This window comes from Moorena sp. SIO3A2, assembly GCF_010672265.1.
GTDB classification, from domain to species: Bacteria; Cyanobacteriota; Cyanobacteriia; order Cyanobacteriales; family Coleofasciculaceae; genus Moorena; species Moorena producens.
On the sequence record NZ_JAAHHC010000032.1, the window covers coordinates 32021 to 51067 of the forward strand.

Here is a 19047-nt window from a genome sequence, read left to right on the forward strand (position 1 = left end):
AACAGAAAAATCAAGTGGCTAAACTAGCTTCAAGTCGTTGGGTAACCTGGTCTTCCAAAATCTGAAGTACTTCCTGCGCCACATTAGGGGAAGTACCTTCAGCTAAGTTTAAATTGATCCCACCTAGGTTTACTGTGGACTGGCGGGAAACAGGGGGCGCAGTGTTCAAAGACTGAGGCGAGAGCTTGAAGCCTAATGCATCTTCTGTTGAACCTGGAGCGGAAGGGATTAGTCGGGTGAAGTTTTCAATTATTGCCTCGATGGAGGAACTGATGTAGTCCCTCAACTGTCCTAGCTTTTCCCCGATGACCCCAGTAATAGAATCCCAGTTCTGCCTGATCAATGCAACAAGTCCCAATATGGCAAAACCCACCGCTGCAATAAGAGCCGCTGGTAATCCGGTTACAGCGGCAAGGATACTACCTCCGACTACTGTAGCTAACCCTGCCACGATCGAAGGAGCAGCTGCCACTAACCCAGCGGCTACCGCTGCGCCCAGGTAAATCCTCCAGTCAAGGTTAATGACAAACCCAACTAACCCACCGAGTAATCCCTTTCCAAAAGCTAGCCAATTCACTCGGGCAAGTCCTCCTACCATGTTATTGACTAGTTCCGCCGCAAATCTCCCAACAGCCAGACCTATCCCAAATGAAGTTCGACCCCTTATCGAGTCCTTCAATGAAATAAGCAGGGCATTTACTTCATCTACTACTCCTCTGAGTGCTAAGCCAAAAGCATCATCTGACAATCCAGAGAGCTGTCCCAATTGCGCCAAGATACCAGTAGGTCCGATCACTATATCAAGAGTTTTCTTGAAGCTTGTCATTACCGACTGATACCCGGGAGCACTGCTGTCCAAATCTCGGGAAATAGAGAATATGCCTATCTCTGGGTCAAACAAAGTATCCGTAAATGCAGCGATCGTGGCCTGCGACGTCTGCCTCAACCTTTCGATAGACGCCTCTGGAAATGCCCCCTCTAAACTAGCAGTCAGTACCCTCACCCTGTCCACTTCAGACAAATCCTTAAAGCTTGTTGCTCCAGTCCTCAGTAATCGGTCTGTGAGTTCCTTCCTCAACCTGAGGTTCTCGGTAAAGAATTTGTACTGATTCAGACCTGCGGGTGACAGGCTACCACTCAATAGGGCTGATATGGCAATTTGAGACTGCTGCGGGGTCGTCCCTGCAAATCTTTGAGCTAAGGCCAGCCTGCTTGCCGCTGTAACGGTGGCTGTTCTAATAGCTTCAGGGGATAATCCTTCCTGTCTCCCCGCTAACGCAAAATCATCGAAAATGGAACGAGTAAATTCGTTTATGGACTCGGAGGAAACTGGAAGGCTTTTGCCTAATGTTGAAATCTCTCTGTTCAGTCCCTGGGTAAAAGCTCTTGCTCTCTCCGCACTTAACCCCATTGTGTCTATTACCGTGTTCAATAGCTGCGTTTGAGCTACTTCCCGGTCTATAGCACTGCTTATCGCATCATTCAGAAAACCGAAAGAAGTCCTTACTACCCCAATGGTTGCATCCAGTACCTGAAAAGCTGTTTGCATCCTAAATAGGTTGTTTATTCCGCGAAGGACGGCACTGTCTCCGGTCCCTGCTGCTCTTTCTATAGCCGTACCTGTGCCCTGTGTCTGTTTTCTCAGATTTGTAATTTGAGACTGCAACCCACGAACACTAGCCTCTACTGAGTCAAAGGCTTTGCTAGTATTATCACGAGCCGATATGTTTATAGAAAGCTTGGAGTCAACCATTGCCAATCAGGAGAAGATAACATGACACTAATAAGATTAAATTTAGCTAATAATTCAATTAATGGCGAGTTTGTTATAACTCCTGATCACATGTTTGTCTCAAATGGTAAACAAATAGTGATTGACTCTTTTCGGAAAGATATAATTCCTGGAGTAGTAACAGAAATTGAAATCCCAGAATCAGAAGGACTTAATGGACTTTCTTTTACTTATACGTGGGAAGCTTATCAAGTAAAAGACATAGTAGAGTTTTTCTTACTTTCTGGAGTTCAATGGACTGGAGGGGTAAACACTGATTTAGGAGGAGGACTTTACAGCACTGGACTAAAATACGTTAATGGAGAGTCTAAACGCTTAGAATTAATAGTAAGAAAAGAGAGGAAACTTATTTTCAATATAAAAGCTGTTTGTCCAAAAGACCCAAGCGTACCTGTTGATTTCACAGATTTAATTCCTGTCCCATCTCAGTCTCCTTGGGTAGGAATAGGGGTTAGACAATTGGCCAAGTTATTGACAGACCCTGACTCAACGTTTGAATTTGCAAAAAGCTTTGCAGAACAAATAGCTTCTGATATCTTACATTTTACCGGAGTTTTTACTCCTGGTACTTTATATAATACTAGAGACGTGGCTTCTTACAATGGATCTAGTTACATCTACATGGGAGAATCTATCGTGCTACAGGCGGATGAAAATCCTGAAGACAAGCCTGAGTTGTGGAACTTGCTAGCCAAAGGAGCTGACGCAGAGCCAGTTGCGGCCTCTACTGAATCAGAGATAGAGCCTTTTATAGCTGAGCCAGAAGAACCAGAAAAAAAAACTAAACTAAAAGCTCAACAAAGAAAAAGACGGAGGAAACGAAGCTGTGGCAGACGTAAGTCAAGTAACTAGAGATACAATAAGGGATAGAGATAGAGTCCTAGCCTCTTGGGTTGAAGATGTCAACAATAAAATACTAGACTTAATGGCCGATTCAGAAGATTCTTCTGAATTTGGAGTAAGAAGAGACCCTAATCAGTCGAACAAAGTAATAGTAGACGGAGGCAATGTCACTCTTTTAGACGGAAGAAATATCCCAGTTACTGGTGATAGTTTCACTTTGGGTGATGGAGAGACTAGGATTTACATCTCAGACAAAGGTAGATTACAAGCAGGCAAGTCCTTACCTCAAAATAGATATGACATTGCAACTGTGACACTTGAAGGAGGACAAGTAACAAAAATAAGAAAAACCACAGCTGCTATTATTCAAATTACCAATTTACCTGATTACCTATATTTGCCAATAGCATTTGCTTTTGTGGACTCCTCAAATTTAACTCTTCAAGCAAAAAAGGAAGACATAAACAAAGACAATGAAGCCAACTATCAGACAATAAAATTTGATACCTATCGTTCTTTACCTACTGGTACCCCTGAAAATCCAGGCACACCTCTACTTGGAGTTGACGGAATTTTCGTAGCCTATGAAGACAGCGCTTATTACAAAGTAGAGACTAGAGTCTTTGTTATTAGAAATGACGACGAAAAATTGTCAGCCAAACTGTCTATATTTGTAATAAACTCAACACACCCAAAAGGGTATGAGATAGTATTAGCTCAAGCCAAATCGTCTAATGGATCATTAATATTAAATGGAGAGAATGATTTTCCTGTTTTATTAGAAAAAGGAGACAAAATTTCCGTTAGAGTTAGTCTGACTGACCTAAGAGAAGATGATGGTTTTGACAATGTAATTACGGTAAAAAGGTTATCGTCAGTTCAATTTTATCGTTCACCAAAACCGTTCTATCCAGAAGCGAATGTCCTTCCATAAAAAAAAAAGGACTCACTAGCTGAGTCCTTTTTTTTTCGTAATAAAACCTAATCAATTGGCTTTTTCCATTAATTCACCTCCACCGAGGTTCTGGTATATTAGCACTCGTTAGCCCATTTGATCAACTCAGCAGCGTGCATCATAACTAAAGCCAGTTCAGGAACAGAACAAGCATCTCCGATCGCTCGGACTCTATCCTGTCTGTCAGGGATGGAACCTTTCAATGCAAAGAACGGACCAGTGAACGGATTCAGCTTCCACCATCCTCCGACGAGTCCGGAGAGTCTGGCACGTAAGTCCAATTCTTTGGCATCCCCATCATCCACTCCCTGAAGGTAGGGAGGCTGAGAGATCGAAGATGCTTGCTCTTCGAGTAAGGCTTGTAAAAGTCTAGAGTATCTTCCAGCGTGTCTCTCCCAGCGCGGGATTTTTTTAAATTCTTTTCTCCCGAACCTTGAGTGCATGTAGGCAAACACAAAAACACGTCTTCGGATGTGGGGCTGACCAAGTAAGAGTCTTCCCGCGTGGTCTCTTTCTCGTCCAGATACACTGATCCATTCAACAGTAAACCCGAGGGAGGCAAGCGACCCAACAACTTCTCCCAGTGGACTGAGGTCAGTGCCTTTGCACGGGACCCGGCTACCAGTCGGATTTTCCCAAACAACAAGGCGAGGCTGCTCTTCAGTGACGATTCTAAAGAAGTGGTTCCACAAGCTTGACTTGCCTGAGCTAAACCCTTTCCTTTTCGTGTTCCCCAAGGACGTCCCTGTGCAAGGGGTTCCTCCAACAATAACTTGGTGCTGACCCTCTGTTCCTCTGTATGATTTGATATCGGGAAACAATGTGCCAGTGAATTCTCCTGTGCTGATTTTATCATTGATCAACCTTTTCTTATAGTCGTCAGATTCTACTGCCGTTTTTATTGAAAAAACGGATTGAAGACCTGCCATCTTTACGGCTAAATGGCAAGTCAAGATACCAGAACATAGTGATAGAACATCAAAAGGTCGGTCAGTCATTCTGTTTCGCCTGTATTAATTCCACTTGTTTCTGGTTAGGCATATTAAAAGACCAAAAGCCTTCTTCTAAAGCTTGCAGGAACAACTCATTTAGTCCTTCTGAAGGAGATACCTCAAACATCAAGTAGACGTCGGATAAATTGTAAATTCCTGGCGCTTTCGTCTTTTTAGTCTCAATGACCTCTTTGACCGCATAAGCATCTAGCACTTCCTTGAATTCCTCTTGGAGCTGAGCTACGGAAGTTTTTGATATTTCCCAAATCCTCAAAGGCTCCATGTCTAATCGAATACTGATAAACCCTTCTTTCTTTGAGTAATCTCCATTCTCGTTTGACCTTGATACAGTCAAGTCAGAAACAGTCAGCTCAGAACTTTTTATTTGACGTCTCAGCGTTGCTAATAAACCTCTTACTTGCTCGTCTTTCATTTTACAAAACCTTTAAGCTTATGGTGTCAATTTGAATGGGTAAAGCCGAAATTAAAACGACAGAATGAGTACACTTCTCGCCCTGTTTGTTTGTGGAAAAAAACTCCCCGGGTACCAAGTAAAAATAAAGATCACCAAGGAATGCTTTAATCTCTTTAAACAATTGCCTGGAGTCAACGGAAAACAAGAAATCTCCAGGGACTGCATAAATTACAGATTCAGCTTTTTCACTAGTGAACGTCTTTTTTATATCTAACTCGGTTCGCGGATCAAACATTTGATAAAGAAGTACTTTGTCCCAATTGTTCTCTTCTACCGCAAAGTCCTTATCCTTTAAAGACCATCCTGGAAGTTGTTCGGTTACCTGGTTGAACGATTCAGTAGGATACCAAATCAAGTCATTAGAAATGATATTAACTGACAAATCTAAGTTAATAGCAGAATTGAACTTTTGATCTAAATTACGAATTGGTCGGCTTAGTATTTTAGCTTCACTTGTTGTCAGCTTGTGGATATCCCACTCGTCATCGGTCTCTTTTACTATATCAAACTCTGACAATCGACGAAAAATGTCAAGCCCTAAATCTCTAGCTTCTAAGAAAGCAGGCTTTTCTCCCAGAAACATAACTAAGTCCAAGTTTTTGTCGATGACGTAGACTCGCCATCTATCTTTCTGGTGGTTCCAGACGCAGACATTGTAATGATTCAGAGTAGCACTGTATCCGAAAGTCGAAAGATCTATAACTGATTTATAGCTACCCCAATACTCTTCTGCTGATTCTGCTCCACATTCTTGTGCTGACCCTACTGAAATGAACCCGTGCCGTTCCAGGCCCAAAGGCTCTTCAATAGTGAAAAAGCCCCCTAAAAGCTTTTGGCTGACTACCAAAGGGCTGTATTTTATTTCAAAATCATTTCCCCCTTCAGAACTCAACACTATTTTTTTTTCTGTATCCCAGCCTGATTCCGTCATAATCTCCGGTAATTCCTTTCTTCTACTTTAACTTAAAGTCACCCTCTTGCCAACCCCCTCGAAACAATGTAGACTAAAGTAGTACCTACAGAGAAAACTATCATGCCATTAAGACCCAAGAGCGAACAAAGCATTTACATCGTATCAGCCCAGTCATACGTAAGTGAAGTGATGTACAGCTGGATGAAGACTAAAGCTAAAGAAATGGGCTTGAAAGGATTATCTGGGCTAATAAGGGCTTCGATTTGTAATGACATTCACAGGATCAACCCACAATTTGCGATAAAAGAAGATATGCCTTTCTATCCAGAATTGGAGTCTGAAACATTAAGTAAAGAAGTAAGCCCTGAAGTGAAAAAACTTTCACAGGACTTAAGAGGAACTCTTTACGCAGCTTTTGATGACTTCAGTCAATCGACCGCTAATAAAGTAAACGAAAAAATGCAAAACCAAATAGATGACTTGAGTGAACAAGTCGAACATTTGACAGAACAAGTAGCTACCTTGATCAAATTACTCAAGGACAGAGCCTCATAATCGTAAAAAAAATAAAAACCACACCATGGATGATCTAAACCGCCGGGTGTGGTATAGTAACTTTAAAAGAAAAATCCTAAAGGAGGATTCAGATGCACAAGATACATCCGAAGCACCTACAAGAGTGGAATGAGTCAGGAGTCCCTGAACACATTACCAATCTTAATGTTACCTCATATATGGATGACCAGGGTAACTACGGCGCTTTAGATAGACTACTTTACGGATTACCTAAAAAATTCAGAGGAAATACAGGACGGCCACAACCCTACTACTTGAAGAAGTACGATCATGTTAAGAACGGAGGGTGGCATTGTTCCGGTGGAGAATCGTTACTAGAACCAGGGACTCAGAACGAGTTTTGGGGAACTTTCAAGCCTGAAACTCCTCGGGTAACAATTGACGAAAAAGGACGAGAAAAAACTTTAAAATACGAAAATCCAGTAAAAGTTAGGACTGAGATTTTCGCTTTAAAAACTACTAAGCAACACGCAGAAAAAATATTAAAACCTTACGGCTATAACAAAAAGAATAAAAAGGAAACGTTTTGGTCCTTTGTTTTAAGAAAGGCAGACGTCCCTATCTATCTAACAGAAGGAGCAAAAAAAGCCGGGTGTCTGATGGACAAAGTAGCAGCTTTAGGATTGTCTGGGATATATAACGGATACAGACGAAATGAATTGGGAGAAAGGACACTTATTCCTGAATTGGAGGCGATTGCAGTTCCTGGACGTCCCATTTATATAGTTTTTGATGAAGACGAAAAAGAATCAGCAAAACTGAATACTTTTATAGCCAGTCGTCAACTAGAATTACTATTAAAAGAAAAAGGGTGCATTGTAACAGTAGTTAGGTGGCATTCCTCATTGGGGAAAGGATGCGATGATCTAGTTGTTAATCATGGGTGGAAGGCACTAGAACAAGCTATTGAGTTTAGCTTAGATGACAGAGGACCTCAGTCTGAACAAAATGGGTTAACGCTTCGTCTCTTTGATCACGAGTCATTGGGCTATACACCAAATGAAGAACGCGACTCCGAATATTTGGGGAAGGTAGCTTTTGAGACAATGAATAAACTGGTATGTATTCGCTCCCCTAAAGGAACAGGAAAAACTACGTCGATCAAGCCTTATATTGAATATTTGTTAGCCCAGGGTAAGAGGGTCATTATCACCGGACATAGAACTAACTTGCTGAGAAGTCTGGCAGGGTTATTTGGGGTAGTATATATTGATGATATTTCTAAGATTTCAGAGCTTACCAATTGTCAATGCATAGCTCTTTGTGTAAATTCTTTGCACTCAAAGAGCAAAGCTTTCTTTGAACCGACAGAGTGGAAAGGTAGCCATATAGTGATAGACGAAGCTACTCAGGTACTAAAACACATGTTCACGTGTGGAACATGTAAGAAATACAGGCCAGCTATATTAAAATCTTTCAAATACATCTGCAATCACGCAGAGAAAATAGTAGCAGCAGACGCGGATTTAAACACTAATACAGTTAAATATCTTTCAAGGGTTTCTAAGTCCTCTCCATATATTATTAATAACAAATACGCTTTTCAGAACAAAAAGTGGAATGTTTACAACGTAGCAAAGCCAGAACAATTATTAGCTGCTGCTTACAAAAGCATAGAGAAAGGCGAGAATGTGATGATATGTCTTTCGGGACAAAAGTCTAACTCATTATGGGGAACGCAAACAGTAGAAAGGTACATTAAAGGAAAATTCCCTGAAATTGCACCATATGTATTGAGGTATGATTCGGAATCAGTAGCAGATCCGGAACACCCAGCTTACGGAACAACCTCAGTACTGAATGACACGTTGAGAAAAGTGAAAGTTTTTATTACTTCTCCGACACTGGGAACAGGTGTAGATTTACATTTAAAGAACCATTTTTCAAAGGTTTTTGGAATATTTCTAGGAGTATTAGAGCCTAGCTCTGTAAGACAGTTTTTGGCAAGAGTAAGGGAACCCGTGGATCGTTGGATTTGTTTGAGCAAAACAGGTCATAACTGGATGGCCGGAGGAGCAACGAATGAGCAACAGCTGCTGAAGAATACTAACAAAGCAGTGCAGGCTCAAATAAAAATGTTACAAAAGATGGGTATTCCTGAAATAGACGAAGCGGAAAACCTAGATGATCTCACTCCTGACACAGTGGACTTAGATTGCTGGGCTGAAATGGTAATTTCCCACAATCTAGGAATGAAGGACTACTCTGCCAATGTCCTGGAAGGATTGGCAAGAGAAGGTCATAACGTGATTGACATGTCAGATTATGACGTTGAAGTAGACAAGGGAGAGGTGAGACAAATAAGGTCGGAGAACTATGAACAACACAAGAAAGAAGTGGTAGAGGTTCATCCACTAGAGACAGAAGAACAGTTTCGGCAGTTAGATGGAAAGAATGCCAAGACTAAGATGGAAAGAAATCAATGGAAAAACTGGAAGCTATCTGTCTCTTATGGAGCAGTGACTCCTGAGGTGATCGAAACGGACGACAAAAACTTATATGGGAAGTTAAAAACTTTATTCTACTTAACAGAAGGGCAGGAGTATGTTCAGCAAGATGACATCAATTCAGCTACATTTCAGTTCCAGAACGGGGACGGAGAGATTTGGACTCCTGACTTTATGAAGACGCAAAAAGCTGGGCTAATTAAAGTTTTAAAGTACTTCAAGCTTGATGGATTAATAGAGGAAGGTAAGCCTTATTGTAACTCAACTGAAGAGTTGATAGATTTCAGGAGACAGTTCACCCCTCAAGTAATGAAAGACATAGCATGTTTGGGGGTAACGGGATTAAAGACAAAGGACACCCCTATTCAGTTGTTCAAGAAAGTACTTTCTTTTCTAGGGATAAAGTTGCAGTCTACAAAAAAAAGGGTAAAGGCAAAGAACGGAAAGCGGGAGTATCTCTACGAAATAAAAAAGCCAGTAGTCTTGTCACAGGTATTCACCTACTGGAAGGAAAAGGCGGAACAGAGGAAACTAGCTATAGAGGAAAAGGAAAGGCGGCGACTAGAAGATAAAGCTGGATCAGTTTACGATCAATTACCCCCCAACCCAGTGTCTGACATAGCAGCAGGGATTATCTGCAAACTAGAAGACTTAATAGGTAGTACAAAATTACTAGAAGAAGTGAAAAGTTTGGTAAGGTCAGAAGATTGGGAGAAGTGGGGCGATCAGATATTCATGAATGCAGCCCCGGCTGTTCGCTACCTAATATTGGCGCATGCTCCATTGTGACTCTAAAGCTATAGTTGTTACAGTACCATCGACAAAGCTTTGAAAATGCCAAACAAAATAACACCAAAAAAGAGGACATACAGAACAGCTAGTAAAGATTTTCTGAATGCGTTGGCAGTGTTAGGCAGAGACTCCGATGCGGCCAAAGTGGCAGGGGTATCAGAAACGTCTATATATAAGTGGAGAAAAGAGCATCCTGCTTTCGAGAGGGGGTACTTTGAAGCTAAAAATGAATTCGCCAGGTCTCTGCTAGGAGGTGACCTTAACAATTCAGCCTTAGCGGTAGCAGCAAAAATATTAAAGAAAGGAAAAACTATTACAACGACAAGGTGCGGGACAAAAACAATCACTGAGCGATTTGATAAGAACAACGAGTTGATCTTTAGGGAAGTGACTACTACCGACCCCATAGAGACGATAAGGCATTACGAAGCTCCAGAAAGCCTAGTTAAGATGCTCCTTCCGATAGAAGACATAGCCATAGAGTTCTTAGAGAGTCGTGGATTGAAGGTTTACGACCCACGGATGGTGACAGAGTCCAAACCCAAAGGGTTATCTCCTGAAACAATTAACCTAATGAAGACTCAGATGTTTGGGTTGGGGGAATCCCAAAATTGAAGGCAAAGAACTACGTCCGGTTAAAACACAATGCTAAGCATGCAACTAAGGACAAACTAAAAAAGGATATTGTCCCAGTTTTTACAGAAGACATCTTGCTACCCTACCAAAAGGAGTTCTTGCGTCTAGTCTTCAACAATCGATTTATTGTCTTGCTAAAAAGCAGGCAAATTGGCATGACTTGGTTGCTGGCATTGCTGTGTGTTTTGAGAGCTTCAGCAGCTGATGGAAACAGTCAATATTACATCAGCTACAACAAGGAGACTACCCGCCAGTTCATGGGGAACTGCAAGTGGTGGGCTGAGCATTTACAACTGTTTTGCGATTACGTTGGCGAACGGCTCTATGAGGACGAGAACAAAGACCTTCAAGTCTATCGGATGGTCTTTGCTAGCGGAAATGTAATAGAGGCATTATCCAGCAACCCTAATAACGTCCGAGGCAAGGGTGGAGACGTAGTAATTGATGAGGCGGCCTTTGTTGAGCAATTAGATGAAATAGTGAGATCTGTTACCGCATTACTGATGTGGGATCCCACTCGCACGATCATCGTAGTAAGTACTCCCGACGTAGAAGACCATTACTTCTATGAAATGGTTCAGCAAGCTAAAGAAGGAGAAAAGGGGATGGTCTATTACCAGGTGGATTTCACCTCCGCTTTAGAAATGGGCTTGTACCGCAGGATTTGCTTTCTAAGTGGAGGTACCTGGACTAAAGAGGGGGAAAAAGAGTGGGCGGAGACTATACGTAATTTTTACCGTCCTTTTGACATCTACGAACTAGACTGTCAATTTGTTAATTACTCTCAGAATGGGCTTTTCAAAGCTGAAGATTTTGTATTGATGAGCTGGGACGAATTTGGGAAAATCTCTGAGGACATTGATGACGAAGTGATCGCGTTTGACCTAGCTACTACAGGCAGGGACATGGGAGACCGAACCAAAGGGAAAGACCCATTTTACACCTTTGGGGTGCATATGATTCGACACCGGCACACTTATATCATTGCAGACGTAACCTATGCTCAAGTCAATATAGAAGACGGCAATGAGATGATTGTGAATTGGCTTAAAGAGCGAAAAGTCAAGAAGCTAGTCCTGGAAAAGGAACCCACCTCTCGCTTCATCCCGTACATGAGAACCCGACTAAAAGGGCAATGCAAAGTAATAGGGGCTCCTCCGGTTGGGGACAAAGTATCCCGCGCCAGACCTTTCTTGAATCAAACTTCCCTCGGGAATGTAGCTCTCCTTCCATTCCGTGATCAGAAAAAAATAATAGCCTCTTTCTGTCGATGGCCCCCACCTCAACCCACTCCCTTTGTCAGTGATCTCGTAGATGCAGCAGTTCACGCCTATAATGAGGTAGCAAGAAGAAATATTCAAATCCCCGTAGGGTCTGTTAGAAGGTGAAATATTCAGTTAAAACTAGAGATTTTAGTATTAGCAAAAAGCGGAATAAACTATTAACACAACAACAGATTGATGAAGATTTTGAGTATTACGAAGGAGATCCATGGCCTCTTTCGTTTTTCGCTGAAAGAGCTAGAGGCGTAACTGACAAAATAGAAGCAGATTTATTAGAAGTTCTGCAAATCTATTTTCAGTCTAATAACATACTAAAACAATGTGTAGATCGTCATTTACATGGCTTACTTGGCCAAGACCCTATTTACTTCTTTGCTGATGAAGAAGGAAAAGCCCTAGAAACGGTACCACAAGAGCTTGACAAGCAACTAAAAGAATTTCTAGAAGAGTACGAAAGTATCTCTTTCTCTATGGCAAATCAAGATACTCGAACGGCTATAGAGAAAGCTATTAGCGACTCTAAAATTTGTGGACTTGGCTATGTTCGATTATTTGACCCTCAATACTTGAACATCAAAGTTTCAATGCATTCCCCTGACTACAGTCAGGTATTCATTAGTAGAGACGGAAATGGCTTTCCCCGATGGGCCTGCTATTACTACGTTAACGATGAAGATGAAGAAGAGATGACTGAATTGCAGTACGTCAATCCAGAATCAAATTTAACAGAATTCTATATTGTTAGAGGGAGTGTAAGCGAAAGTATTAGAGCTTACAAGAGTTCCCGTAGATTTCTTTCCTTTGATAAATTACTTGAAATGATAGAAGGGAGGATAGAGGAATCTTGGGCTTTAGACCTTGATGGACACTTCACTCTGTTTGAGTTTAAGTTAAACAAACTGATTGACGTTCATACGAAAAGTTTGCAGAAAGGCATAAATTATAACTTGACCCTTATGCTGCAATACTTAGGAGCTTTTCAACAACTCAAGATACTAAATGGGTTGCCGCCTGGAGAGTACCAACTTGACCCTGATTCACAAGAGCTGGTGTACCAATTCCCCCCAGAAGTGGAATTGGTACCTAACCTTGTAGAGTACATCCAAGGGTTATGTTACATGGACGAAGACGGCAGGGTCTCCGGTTACACCAACCCGACAGTGGTTCCTCCATTACCTCCAAACATTTCCCACTTTGTGGAAGCTCTGAACTTACTTGAGCTGCTTCTTTACAGGGCAATGAATCAAGGGCACGTTCCTACTGAGAACAGCACTCAGATGTCCGGGAAATCTAGGACTTTGATGAGGTCATCCTACATTGCTGGACTAGAAAAAGATTCTTTGTATACCCAACAGAGAATAGCGGACATATACAAAACAGCTTTATTACTAAAAAATATTGAGGAACAGGAAGGAATTAATGCTATAAAAAAAGCTAAGTTGGTTGTTAATATGAACATTAGCGTAGGAGACCCTGCTCCAGAAGAGCAACAGCAAATCAGAGACAACTACCAAGCTGGGTTGATATCCTTGGAATCAGCAATAGGAAAGCTAGGGATGAATCCCATGGACGAGCTGCCCTTGATAGAAGAAGAAAGGGAGAAATTTGAGGAGCTGCTTCCTGACCCATTTGGAGAGTCTAGCACGTTTAGACAGCAACCACAGCAAAGTAACCGGCCACAGCAGAGTAATACAAATGGACAAAAAGCTACTAAGTAGTTTCCCTTCTATTGTCAATACCAGTATTCACTATGGGAAACTGATCAGGTTAGACAGGCTAGGGGAATGGAATTTCGTGATTATGCCCAATCAGATCAGAAGGAGGGTGATATCTAGCTTTTCCCCTAGTGGAGCGATCGGACAAATTCAAAGTCAAATTTTCAGAAATCAAACTGAAGAACTGATAATTCCTAGTTTGAATTTAGAAGTCAAGAAATACAACAAAAGCCTTTCCGATTATCTAGACTCTCTTGTTGCTCTCTCTCGACCATACCCAGGATTATCTTCTCCTTTGGTCTTGAAGTTTGCTTGGGGTCAAGAGATTTTTACCCCGTGCATAATCAAAGAACTGTCAATACTTTCCAATGATTGGTATTCAGATGGACAAGTGAGCAGGGCTACCGTCAGCTTGACATTATTGAGAGTTCCTTACGACCAAGTTGTCAATGTAGCCCCCAGTTAGTAGTTGATGAACACAAAATTAGGATTTGTTTTTATCTCGAACTCTCCCCAGCAAGGTAAGAAATTATCCCTGATAAAAGCTACTAGCTTGTAATTATAGGTGTCAGGAGTGTAGGACACCGGCACTTCTATAGTGTATTGAAAAGGGTCAACTAACAAGTCGGCAGGTAGAGTAGTTACTCCCAGAATCCACCCGCCAGCAGAAGAAGAATCCAAGCGTGCTTGCAATCGAAAAATAGCAACAATTAATTCAAACCCTATTCGACTGCCTCGGGTAGCCCAAAGCCTATCGGTGTTAAGCAACAGTTCTCTCTTCTCTATCTCCGACCATTGAGGGGACCAAAGAGACCCCCAGCCAGTCCACTCAGCTATAGTGTCAAGCCAGTGGGCGTAACAAGAGACTGGATCCAGAAAGAAAAATTCAAACCGTTTCAGGTGCTGCTCTTGAACTGAGCAATACCTTGCCATCTCTTCCGTCAATGCGATAGAAATCTCCAACTGCTCTTCATCTGACAGGTAAGATCTAGGTAGTTCATCTAAAATTACATTATTACTCATGGATGTCAGGTATCCATTACGATACGATCACGGAATACTCCAAACTGTAACAGAAGAGTCTGAAACTCTATATTCCTGGATTCGCTCCTTACTTCATACTTTCAGAGGGGAGAGAGATGATGATGCCATAGGGATAGACCCCGGCATCTTTTTTGAACCAGGTATTCCTTCCTTAATCAAGGAGGAGTCTACTAGAGTTTTTTCTTTGATTCCAGAACTTCGAGGTGAAATAAAAATAGTAGGAGTAAAGGATGGGGCTGTCCAGCTAGAAGTCCTGATCGCAGCTGAAGGGAGCTCTTCAGCTACTCGACTAGCTACACGAATAGACTTAGGGGAGTTTTAATAGATTCCTCGACCTCTCAATGCTACCCGCCTAGAACCGACAGGATGACAGCAACCTGTAGCTGCTACAGGCTTTTTGGAGGGATTATCACAAGGATCGCAATAGGTCAGTTGAAGAGACTCGGGAATTTCAGCATCAGTTGCTCCATCTATTCGCCACTGTAGATTACGATATGTTTGAGCTGTTCTATCAAAGTTGGTGAAGACAGTGCCGCCTTCCGCTTGTTTCAGAATATTAACCTCTGAATTTGTTTCTATAAATATTGCAGCGACAAGGTAATACCTGTAAAATGGATCCCCATTAGGGAACACCCCTTTTGTGTCCTCAAGCCATTGAATCAACTGTTCTTCGTGTTTTACTGCTGAATAATAGCTGGCCACTGTTTGAAGCGTAACTAGCAATTCCATGACTTTGTCACGATCGCTGTAAATTGTCATGATAGAGGAATACCTTACCTTAAACTAAAATGGATTTCACTGATATTTTAAGAAAAATAAGCGAAACTGAAGGACTTGGGACTGAAGCGATGGAAGTCGTCAAGGCTAAGATGAATGGCTACGCTAGCGATCGGAAAAAGGCAAAGGAAGAGGCCGCTGAGGCGAAAAAACTCCTGGAAGCTATAGCAGCATCCTCTGGCTTGACAGAAGAACAGCTAAAGGGCGACCTCTCGGTCTTAACATCATCCCTTAGTGCCAACAAAGAAGAGCTGAAGAAAGCTAAAGAACTTTTAACCGCTAAAGAATCTGAACTCACTACCACTAAGTCAGAGCTGGAAAAAGCTGTTTCCGCTACACAAAGACAGCTGGTCACATTTCAAGTAGCAGAACTATCTGGCGCTAATTTTCAGGTACTTAAAACATTGTTGTCAGATGAAACTCTAGAAATTAAAGAAGGTAAGGCTTTTGTTTCTGCCATAGAAGACAACAAGACTGTATCAGTTCCATTCAGAGAATATGCTGAAAAAAACGACGAATGGAAACCTTTTCTCCCTTCTCTATTCCCTGGCAAAGAAAATACAGCAAAGATACCCACAGGAACTACTTCAACCCCAGGGAAACAGAAGAAGGCAACATCTCTGCTATCAAAAAAAATGAACAAATACGGGTTACACAAATGATTAGAAGAAACAGAACTTATGTCAACGACATTCTTGACAGAGAAAAAAGAACAAATACAACTGGCCTTACCGGTAGTTGGATGGCAGCAACGCCTCAATCTAACCAAATAAATATAGGAGGGGTAAAACTTTTAGAAGGCGATTATCGTCATGACACAACAGGAAAATCATCATTTGAATATCAAAACTCAGAAGGACTAATAGTCATTCCTTCCGGGATACTTGTATGTAGAAGTTATGACATGAAAGTAAGAGAAAGTTTTTTCACTAATGAGAGGAATGATGACGCTGGTACTCCTATGACAACAAATTCATGGGTAAGAGCAAAAGCTATACATTGGAAGGAAATAAATAAAACAGTACAAAAACAGTTCGGCTTTATTTATAGAGACATTTATAATTATAAAAATAACATGTCTTGTGAGATAATATTAGGAAGGACTGGTTTTCCTATTTATATTGATAAGATACCAGAATGGAATTTATACAATAAAGCTAGCGATACGAGTAACAAAATAATGAATCAAGTAAGAAAACAATTTGTCATATTTGACTCAATGGAGAATTATAGCAAGCTGCCAAAATTTTTATAATTGCAAAAAACGACAACGTAAGGTATAATCTGTTTACTACTTCTCAGGAGAGGGGTGGCCTACCGCTTGCAGGAGCAAGCACCTTTCTGTGCAGGAGCAAGAAAGGAATAAACCTGAAGAACGTTAGTGACAACAGAAGCAGAAAGAGTACAAAACAGAAATAAAATCTTCATAAGTAGAGAACGGACGAATTCCTTATTAGAAGGAAGATGGATGGCTGATATTGTTCAACCTCATCACATGCTAATAGGTGGAGCTAGAGTGGCTTATGAAGATTTTTATTATGACTCAACAACAAATGAGCCTTTATCTTGGCCAGATGACGATGAAAACTTTCATCCTAAGATAGTACTTTACTCAGGGACTATCTTATATAGGCTGAGGTTGAAAACTTACAGGAATAAATACCAATTTTCTATAAATGAAAGAGAAGATAATTCATGGAGAGGAATAAAAAGTCTTTACACTCAAGGGATAGAAGCAAATGCAAGTCAAGGTATTGATGAAGTTCCAGGAAACCCTCTAATAGGATTAGACAAGAACCTTTACCTATTAGATTGGGGACTAGTGTACAACACTGTTCACGATCTAGTAACAGAGAGACAATGTGATTTAGTATTAGGAGGGACTGGCTTTAGAATTTACGAGAACGAACTACCTGAATGGTCATTTTTAGAGCCAGAGGCCCCAAGCTCACAACCGGGCGATCTCACACCTTTACAATGGGATCAACTGAAGAGATATCAGGCTATAAAAGAACATATTCACAAGTTGTTCTCTATATCTAACTACCCAATAGGGATAAATGAACATTTCATCTACAAAGATGAAACATTAGCTTAAAGGTAGAGGAATAGAGAATGATAACTTGGCAAGAATTGCACGAACAATTTCTTGAGGATAACGTCTGGCAAAAAATAGCAGATAATCCTCTAGTTCAATTTGGAACCCCTACAAATCAACTATTAGGGTCTCGGTTATTACCAGAAGAGAGGACAACCCTCAGATACTTTGAAAGAGACGAAATGGAATTCCGGATAATTCCAGCGTTAGACACTAGTAGGTATGCTCCTCCAGCTATTCAATATGATGGGATAACTTTTGGTACTATCCGCGTTAGTTTGGCTGACCAAAGTTCAGCGTCTCAACTGACAGCAGCAAAACTAGATGAGCTAGTAAGAGCTTTAAGAAATGAACAAGCGGGCACACAAGCAGATGATCTGCTGATCGACTTCTATAACAACTTAAACCAACGACTGGTAATTAAAAGTGAAATAGCAAGGTGGGAAACTCTCTTGCAAGCGAGAAATCTTAGAGAGGGGGTGAACCAATATCAAGAAGAAGTACTATTTGCCTATCCGGCAGCCAATGCCTGGCTAATAAACAATGGAAACAGTGGATATCTTCAAATAGGAGGAACAGATGAACTGAGTGGATGGTACAACAGGGATTACGACATATCCGGTTACGATCCCATTGAACAAGATTTTTACCGAGCTAAAGAGATACTGGAAGACCAAGGCTATTTCATGCAGGCTATTTACATGGATAGCAAAGCAGCCAGAGCCTTGGAAAGGAATGGAGCTATTAGAGCTTGGACTAATTCAAGCTTCCGTATTGATGTAACAGGTCAAATAGGGGCTTTATCTAGGCAGCCGACAAGGCAAGAGGTGAACCAGTACCTACTAGGTAACGACTTCCCTCCTATCACTGTATATAACCAAGCCTACCAAACAGAAACCAGTTTCAGGTTTTACATGCAGCCTCCTGGTACTCCGTCTTGGAGGCACTACATCCTAATCGTAGGAAGAGTAGACGAACAAACTGAACTTTACTATGAGGAGAAGGATGAAACAGTAACCCTAGAGAATGTACTAGGGCGTCATTTCGTTGGGATTGTTGCTGGTCGTACATCCCCAGGTCGAGTAATATACTCGGAGGTGAAAGAGCGCCATCCCATGGGAATATACGCGGAAGCCATCCAAGTAACTCAGTCAGCTGTATACCATCGAAATGCCTTGATCGTACTAGGTCTAAATGAGCCAGTAGACCCTCGGAAAATAACAACAGAAGATTTCCTAGAAGTAGGAATTGATGACGTTACTATAACTGAAGCAACAACTAATGACGAAAGAAATGCTTTTGCTATTCAGTTAGAAGCTGCAAGGGCAGCTATCCCTTGCATAGCTCATAAAGGTTACTAGAGGACAAACAAATGCCAAAACCAAAAGGCCGCCGTTTCCCCCCTCGCAAATCATGGAAAACCCTTGCCAGCATCCCACTTAAGGAGCGCAGGGTGAAGCGAAAAGGGAAAAACCCAAAGAACAAGGTTACTAGCAGCATTCGCTCTATGAAATAAGAAAAGCCCCCGGCCAACAACCGGGGGCTTTTCTTTAGTCGTCGTCTCCGTAGTAATCAGCGTAGACTTTTTGCCAATCCTGTAAATTCCAGTTTTTTGTGTGACGAACATTTTGCCCGTCGATGACTGCGCTGTTCTTTTGGCGAGGAGGGGTTGGTTTTTTGTATTTTCTTCTTAACATTGTTCTGATTGA

General features: G+C 41.5%; 20 protein-coding genes. 13 read left to right on the forward strand and 7 right to left on the reverse strand.

The genetic code is table 11. From position 1 onward, the window contains the following. Positions 1-10: 10 nt before the first annotated feature. Complete coding sequence (locus F6K64_RS27160) at positions 11-1753, reverse strand: hypothetical protein (RefSeq protein WP_287266933.1); 1743 nt, start codon at positions 1751-1753, stop codon at positions 11-13. A gap of 21 nt (positions 1754-1774) precedes the next feature. On the opposite strand from F6K64_RS27160, the gene F6K64_RS27165 reads away from it, so the two are divergent. Beyond that, complete coding sequence (locus tag F6K64_RS27165) at positions 1775-2644, forward strand: hypothetical protein (protein ID WP_287266934.1); 870 nt, start codon at positions 1775-1777, stop codon at positions 2642-2644. Further along, positions 2619-3569, forward strand: a complete 951-nt coding sequence (locus F6K64_RS27170; RefSeq protein ID WP_287266935.1) for a hypothetical protein — start codon at positions 2619-2621, stop codon at positions 3567-3569. Before F6K64_RS27165 ends, F6K64_RS27170 begins: the two co-directional genes overlap by 26 nt. Positions 3570-3667: 98 nt before the next feature. Here the strand turns inward: F6K64_RS27170 and F6K64_RS27175 are convergent, their stop codons facing one another. From F6K64_RS27175 to F6K64_RS27185, 3 genes are read right to left on the reverse strand one after another with little or no spacing between them, the layout of a single operon-like run. After that, on the reverse strand, positions 3668-4588 hold the full coding sequence (locus F6K64_RS27175; RefSeq protein ID WP_287266936.1) for a DNA cytosine methyltransferase: 921 nt from the start codon (positions 4586-4588) through the stop codon (positions 3668-3670). Continuing rightward, positions 4581-5015 (reverse strand): hypothetical protein, encoded by a 435-nt coding sequence (locus F6K64_RS27180; protein ID WP_287266938.1) that lies wholly within the window; start codon positions 5013-5015, stop codon positions 4581-4583. Before F6K64_RS27180 ends, F6K64_RS27175 begins: the two co-directional genes overlap by 8 nt. Position 5016: 1 nt before the next feature. Continuing rightward, positions 5017-5988, reverse strand: a complete 972-nt coding sequence (locus F6K64_RS27185) for a hypothetical protein (protein ID WP_287266939.1) — start codon at positions 5986-5988, stop codon at positions 5017-5019. Between the two features lie 102 nt (positions 5989-6090). Between F6K64_RS27185 and F6K64_RS27190 the strand changes: the two genes are divergently transcribed. The 6 genes from F6K64_RS27190 to F6K64_RS27215 all read left to right on the forward strand — a co-directional run bounded on the left by F6K64_RS27190 (position 6091) and on the right by F6K64_RS27215 (position 13885). Then, complete coding sequence (locus tag F6K64_RS27190; protein WP_287266940.1) at positions 6091-6525, forward strand: hypothetical protein; 435 nt, start codon at positions 6091-6093, stop codon at positions 6523-6525. A 92-nt stretch (positions 6526-6617) separates the two neighbouring features. Beyond that, a complete protein-coding gene (locus F6K64_RS27195) occupies positions 6618-9782 on the forward strand; it encodes a plasmid replication protein, CyRepA1 family (RefSeq protein ID WP_287266941.1) in 3165 nt (1054 codons plus the stop codon). A 45-nt stretch (positions 9783-9827) separates the two neighbouring features. Beyond that, complete coding sequence (locus tag F6K64_RS27200) at positions 9828-10400, forward strand: hypothetical protein (RefSeq protein ID WP_287266943.1); 573 nt, start codon at positions 9828-9830, stop codon at positions 10398-10400. Further along, entirely contained in the window at positions 10397-11809 is a 1413-nt protein-coding gene (locus F6K64_RS27205; protein ID WP_287266945.1) for a terminase large subunit domain-containing protein, read from the forward strand. Before F6K64_RS27200 ends, F6K64_RS27205 begins: the two co-directional genes overlap by 4 nt. Then, the gene (locus F6K64_RS27210) at positions 11806-13422 is read left to right on the forward strand and encodes a hypothetical protein (RefSeq protein WP_287266946.1); all 1617 of its coding nucleotides are present in this window, start codon (positions 11806-11808) and stop codon (positions 13420-13422) included. Before F6K64_RS27205 ends, F6K64_RS27210 begins: the two co-directional genes overlap by 4 nt. After that, positions 13400-13885, forward strand: coding sequence for a hypothetical protein (locus F6K64_RS27215; protein ID WP_287266948.1), 486 nt, complete (start codon positions 13400-13402; stop codon positions 13883-13885). Before F6K64_RS27210 ends, F6K64_RS27215 begins: the two co-directional genes overlap by 23 nt. Here the strand turns inward: F6K64_RS27215 and F6K64_RS27220 are convergent. Next, positions 13882-14442 carry a phage tail protein gene (locus F6K64_RS27220; protein WP_287266949.1) on the reverse strand — a complete coding sequence of 187 codons (561 nt, stop codon included), beginning with the start codon at positions 14440-14442 and terminating at the stop codon, positions 13882-13884. The two genes, F6K64_RS27215 and F6K64_RS27220, sit on opposite strands and share 4 nt — an antisense overlap. On the opposite strand from F6K64_RS27220, the gene F6K64_RS27225 reads away from it, so the two are divergent. Then, complete coding sequence (locus tag F6K64_RS27225; protein ID WP_287266950.1) at positions 14441-14785, forward strand: hypothetical protein; 345 nt, start codon at positions 14441-14443, stop codon at positions 14783-14785. The two genes, F6K64_RS27220 and F6K64_RS27225, sit on opposite strands and share 2 nt — an antisense overlap. Here F6K64_RS27225 and F6K64_RS27230 read toward each other — a convergent pair. Then, positions 14782-15222 carry a hypothetical protein gene (locus F6K64_RS27230; RefSeq protein ID WP_287266951.1) on the reverse strand — a complete coding sequence of 147 codons (441 nt, stop codon included), beginning with the start codon at positions 15220-15222 and terminating at the stop codon, positions 14782-14784. The genes F6K64_RS27225 and F6K64_RS27230 overlap by 4 nt on opposite strands. Positions 15223-15251: 29 nt before the next feature. Between F6K64_RS27230 and F6K64_RS27235 the strand changes: the two genes are divergently transcribed. The 4 genes from F6K64_RS27235 (at position 15252) to F6K64_RS27250 (ending at position 18699) form a co-directional block, all read left to right on the forward strand. Beyond that, positions 15252-15902: a hypothetical protein gene (locus F6K64_RS27235; RefSeq protein ID WP_287266953.1), complete on the forward strand. Its 651-nt coding sequence runs from the start codon at positions 15252-15254 to the stop codon at positions 15900-15902. Then, positions 15899-16495 (forward strand): hypothetical protein, encoded by a 597-nt coding sequence (locus tag F6K64_RS27240; RefSeq protein WP_287266955.1) that lies wholly within the window; start codon positions 15899-15901, stop codon positions 16493-16495. The genes F6K64_RS27235 and F6K64_RS27240 overlap by 4 nt, the downstream gene beginning before the upstream one ends. A 126-nt stretch (positions 16496-16621) precedes the next feature. Further along, positions 16622-17338 (forward strand): hypothetical protein, encoded by a 717-nt coding sequence (locus tag F6K64_RS27245; RefSeq protein ID WP_287266956.1) that lies wholly within the window; start codon positions 16622-16624, stop codon positions 17336-17338. A 17-nt stretch (positions 17339-17355) separates the two neighbouring features. Next, positions 17356-18699: a hypothetical protein gene (locus F6K64_RS27250; RefSeq protein WP_287266958.1), complete on the forward strand. Its 1344-nt coding sequence runs from the start codon at positions 17356-17358 to the stop codon at positions 18697-18699. 189 nt (positions 18700-18888) lie between these two features. Here the strand turns inward: F6K64_RS27250 and F6K64_RS27255 are convergent, their stop codons facing one another. After that, positions 18889-19035: a hypothetical protein gene (locus tag F6K64_RS27255; RefSeq protein WP_287266959.1), complete on the reverse strand. Its 147-nt coding sequence runs from the start codon at positions 19033-19035 to the stop codon at positions 18889-18891. Positions 19036-19047: the final 12 nt, after the last annotated feature.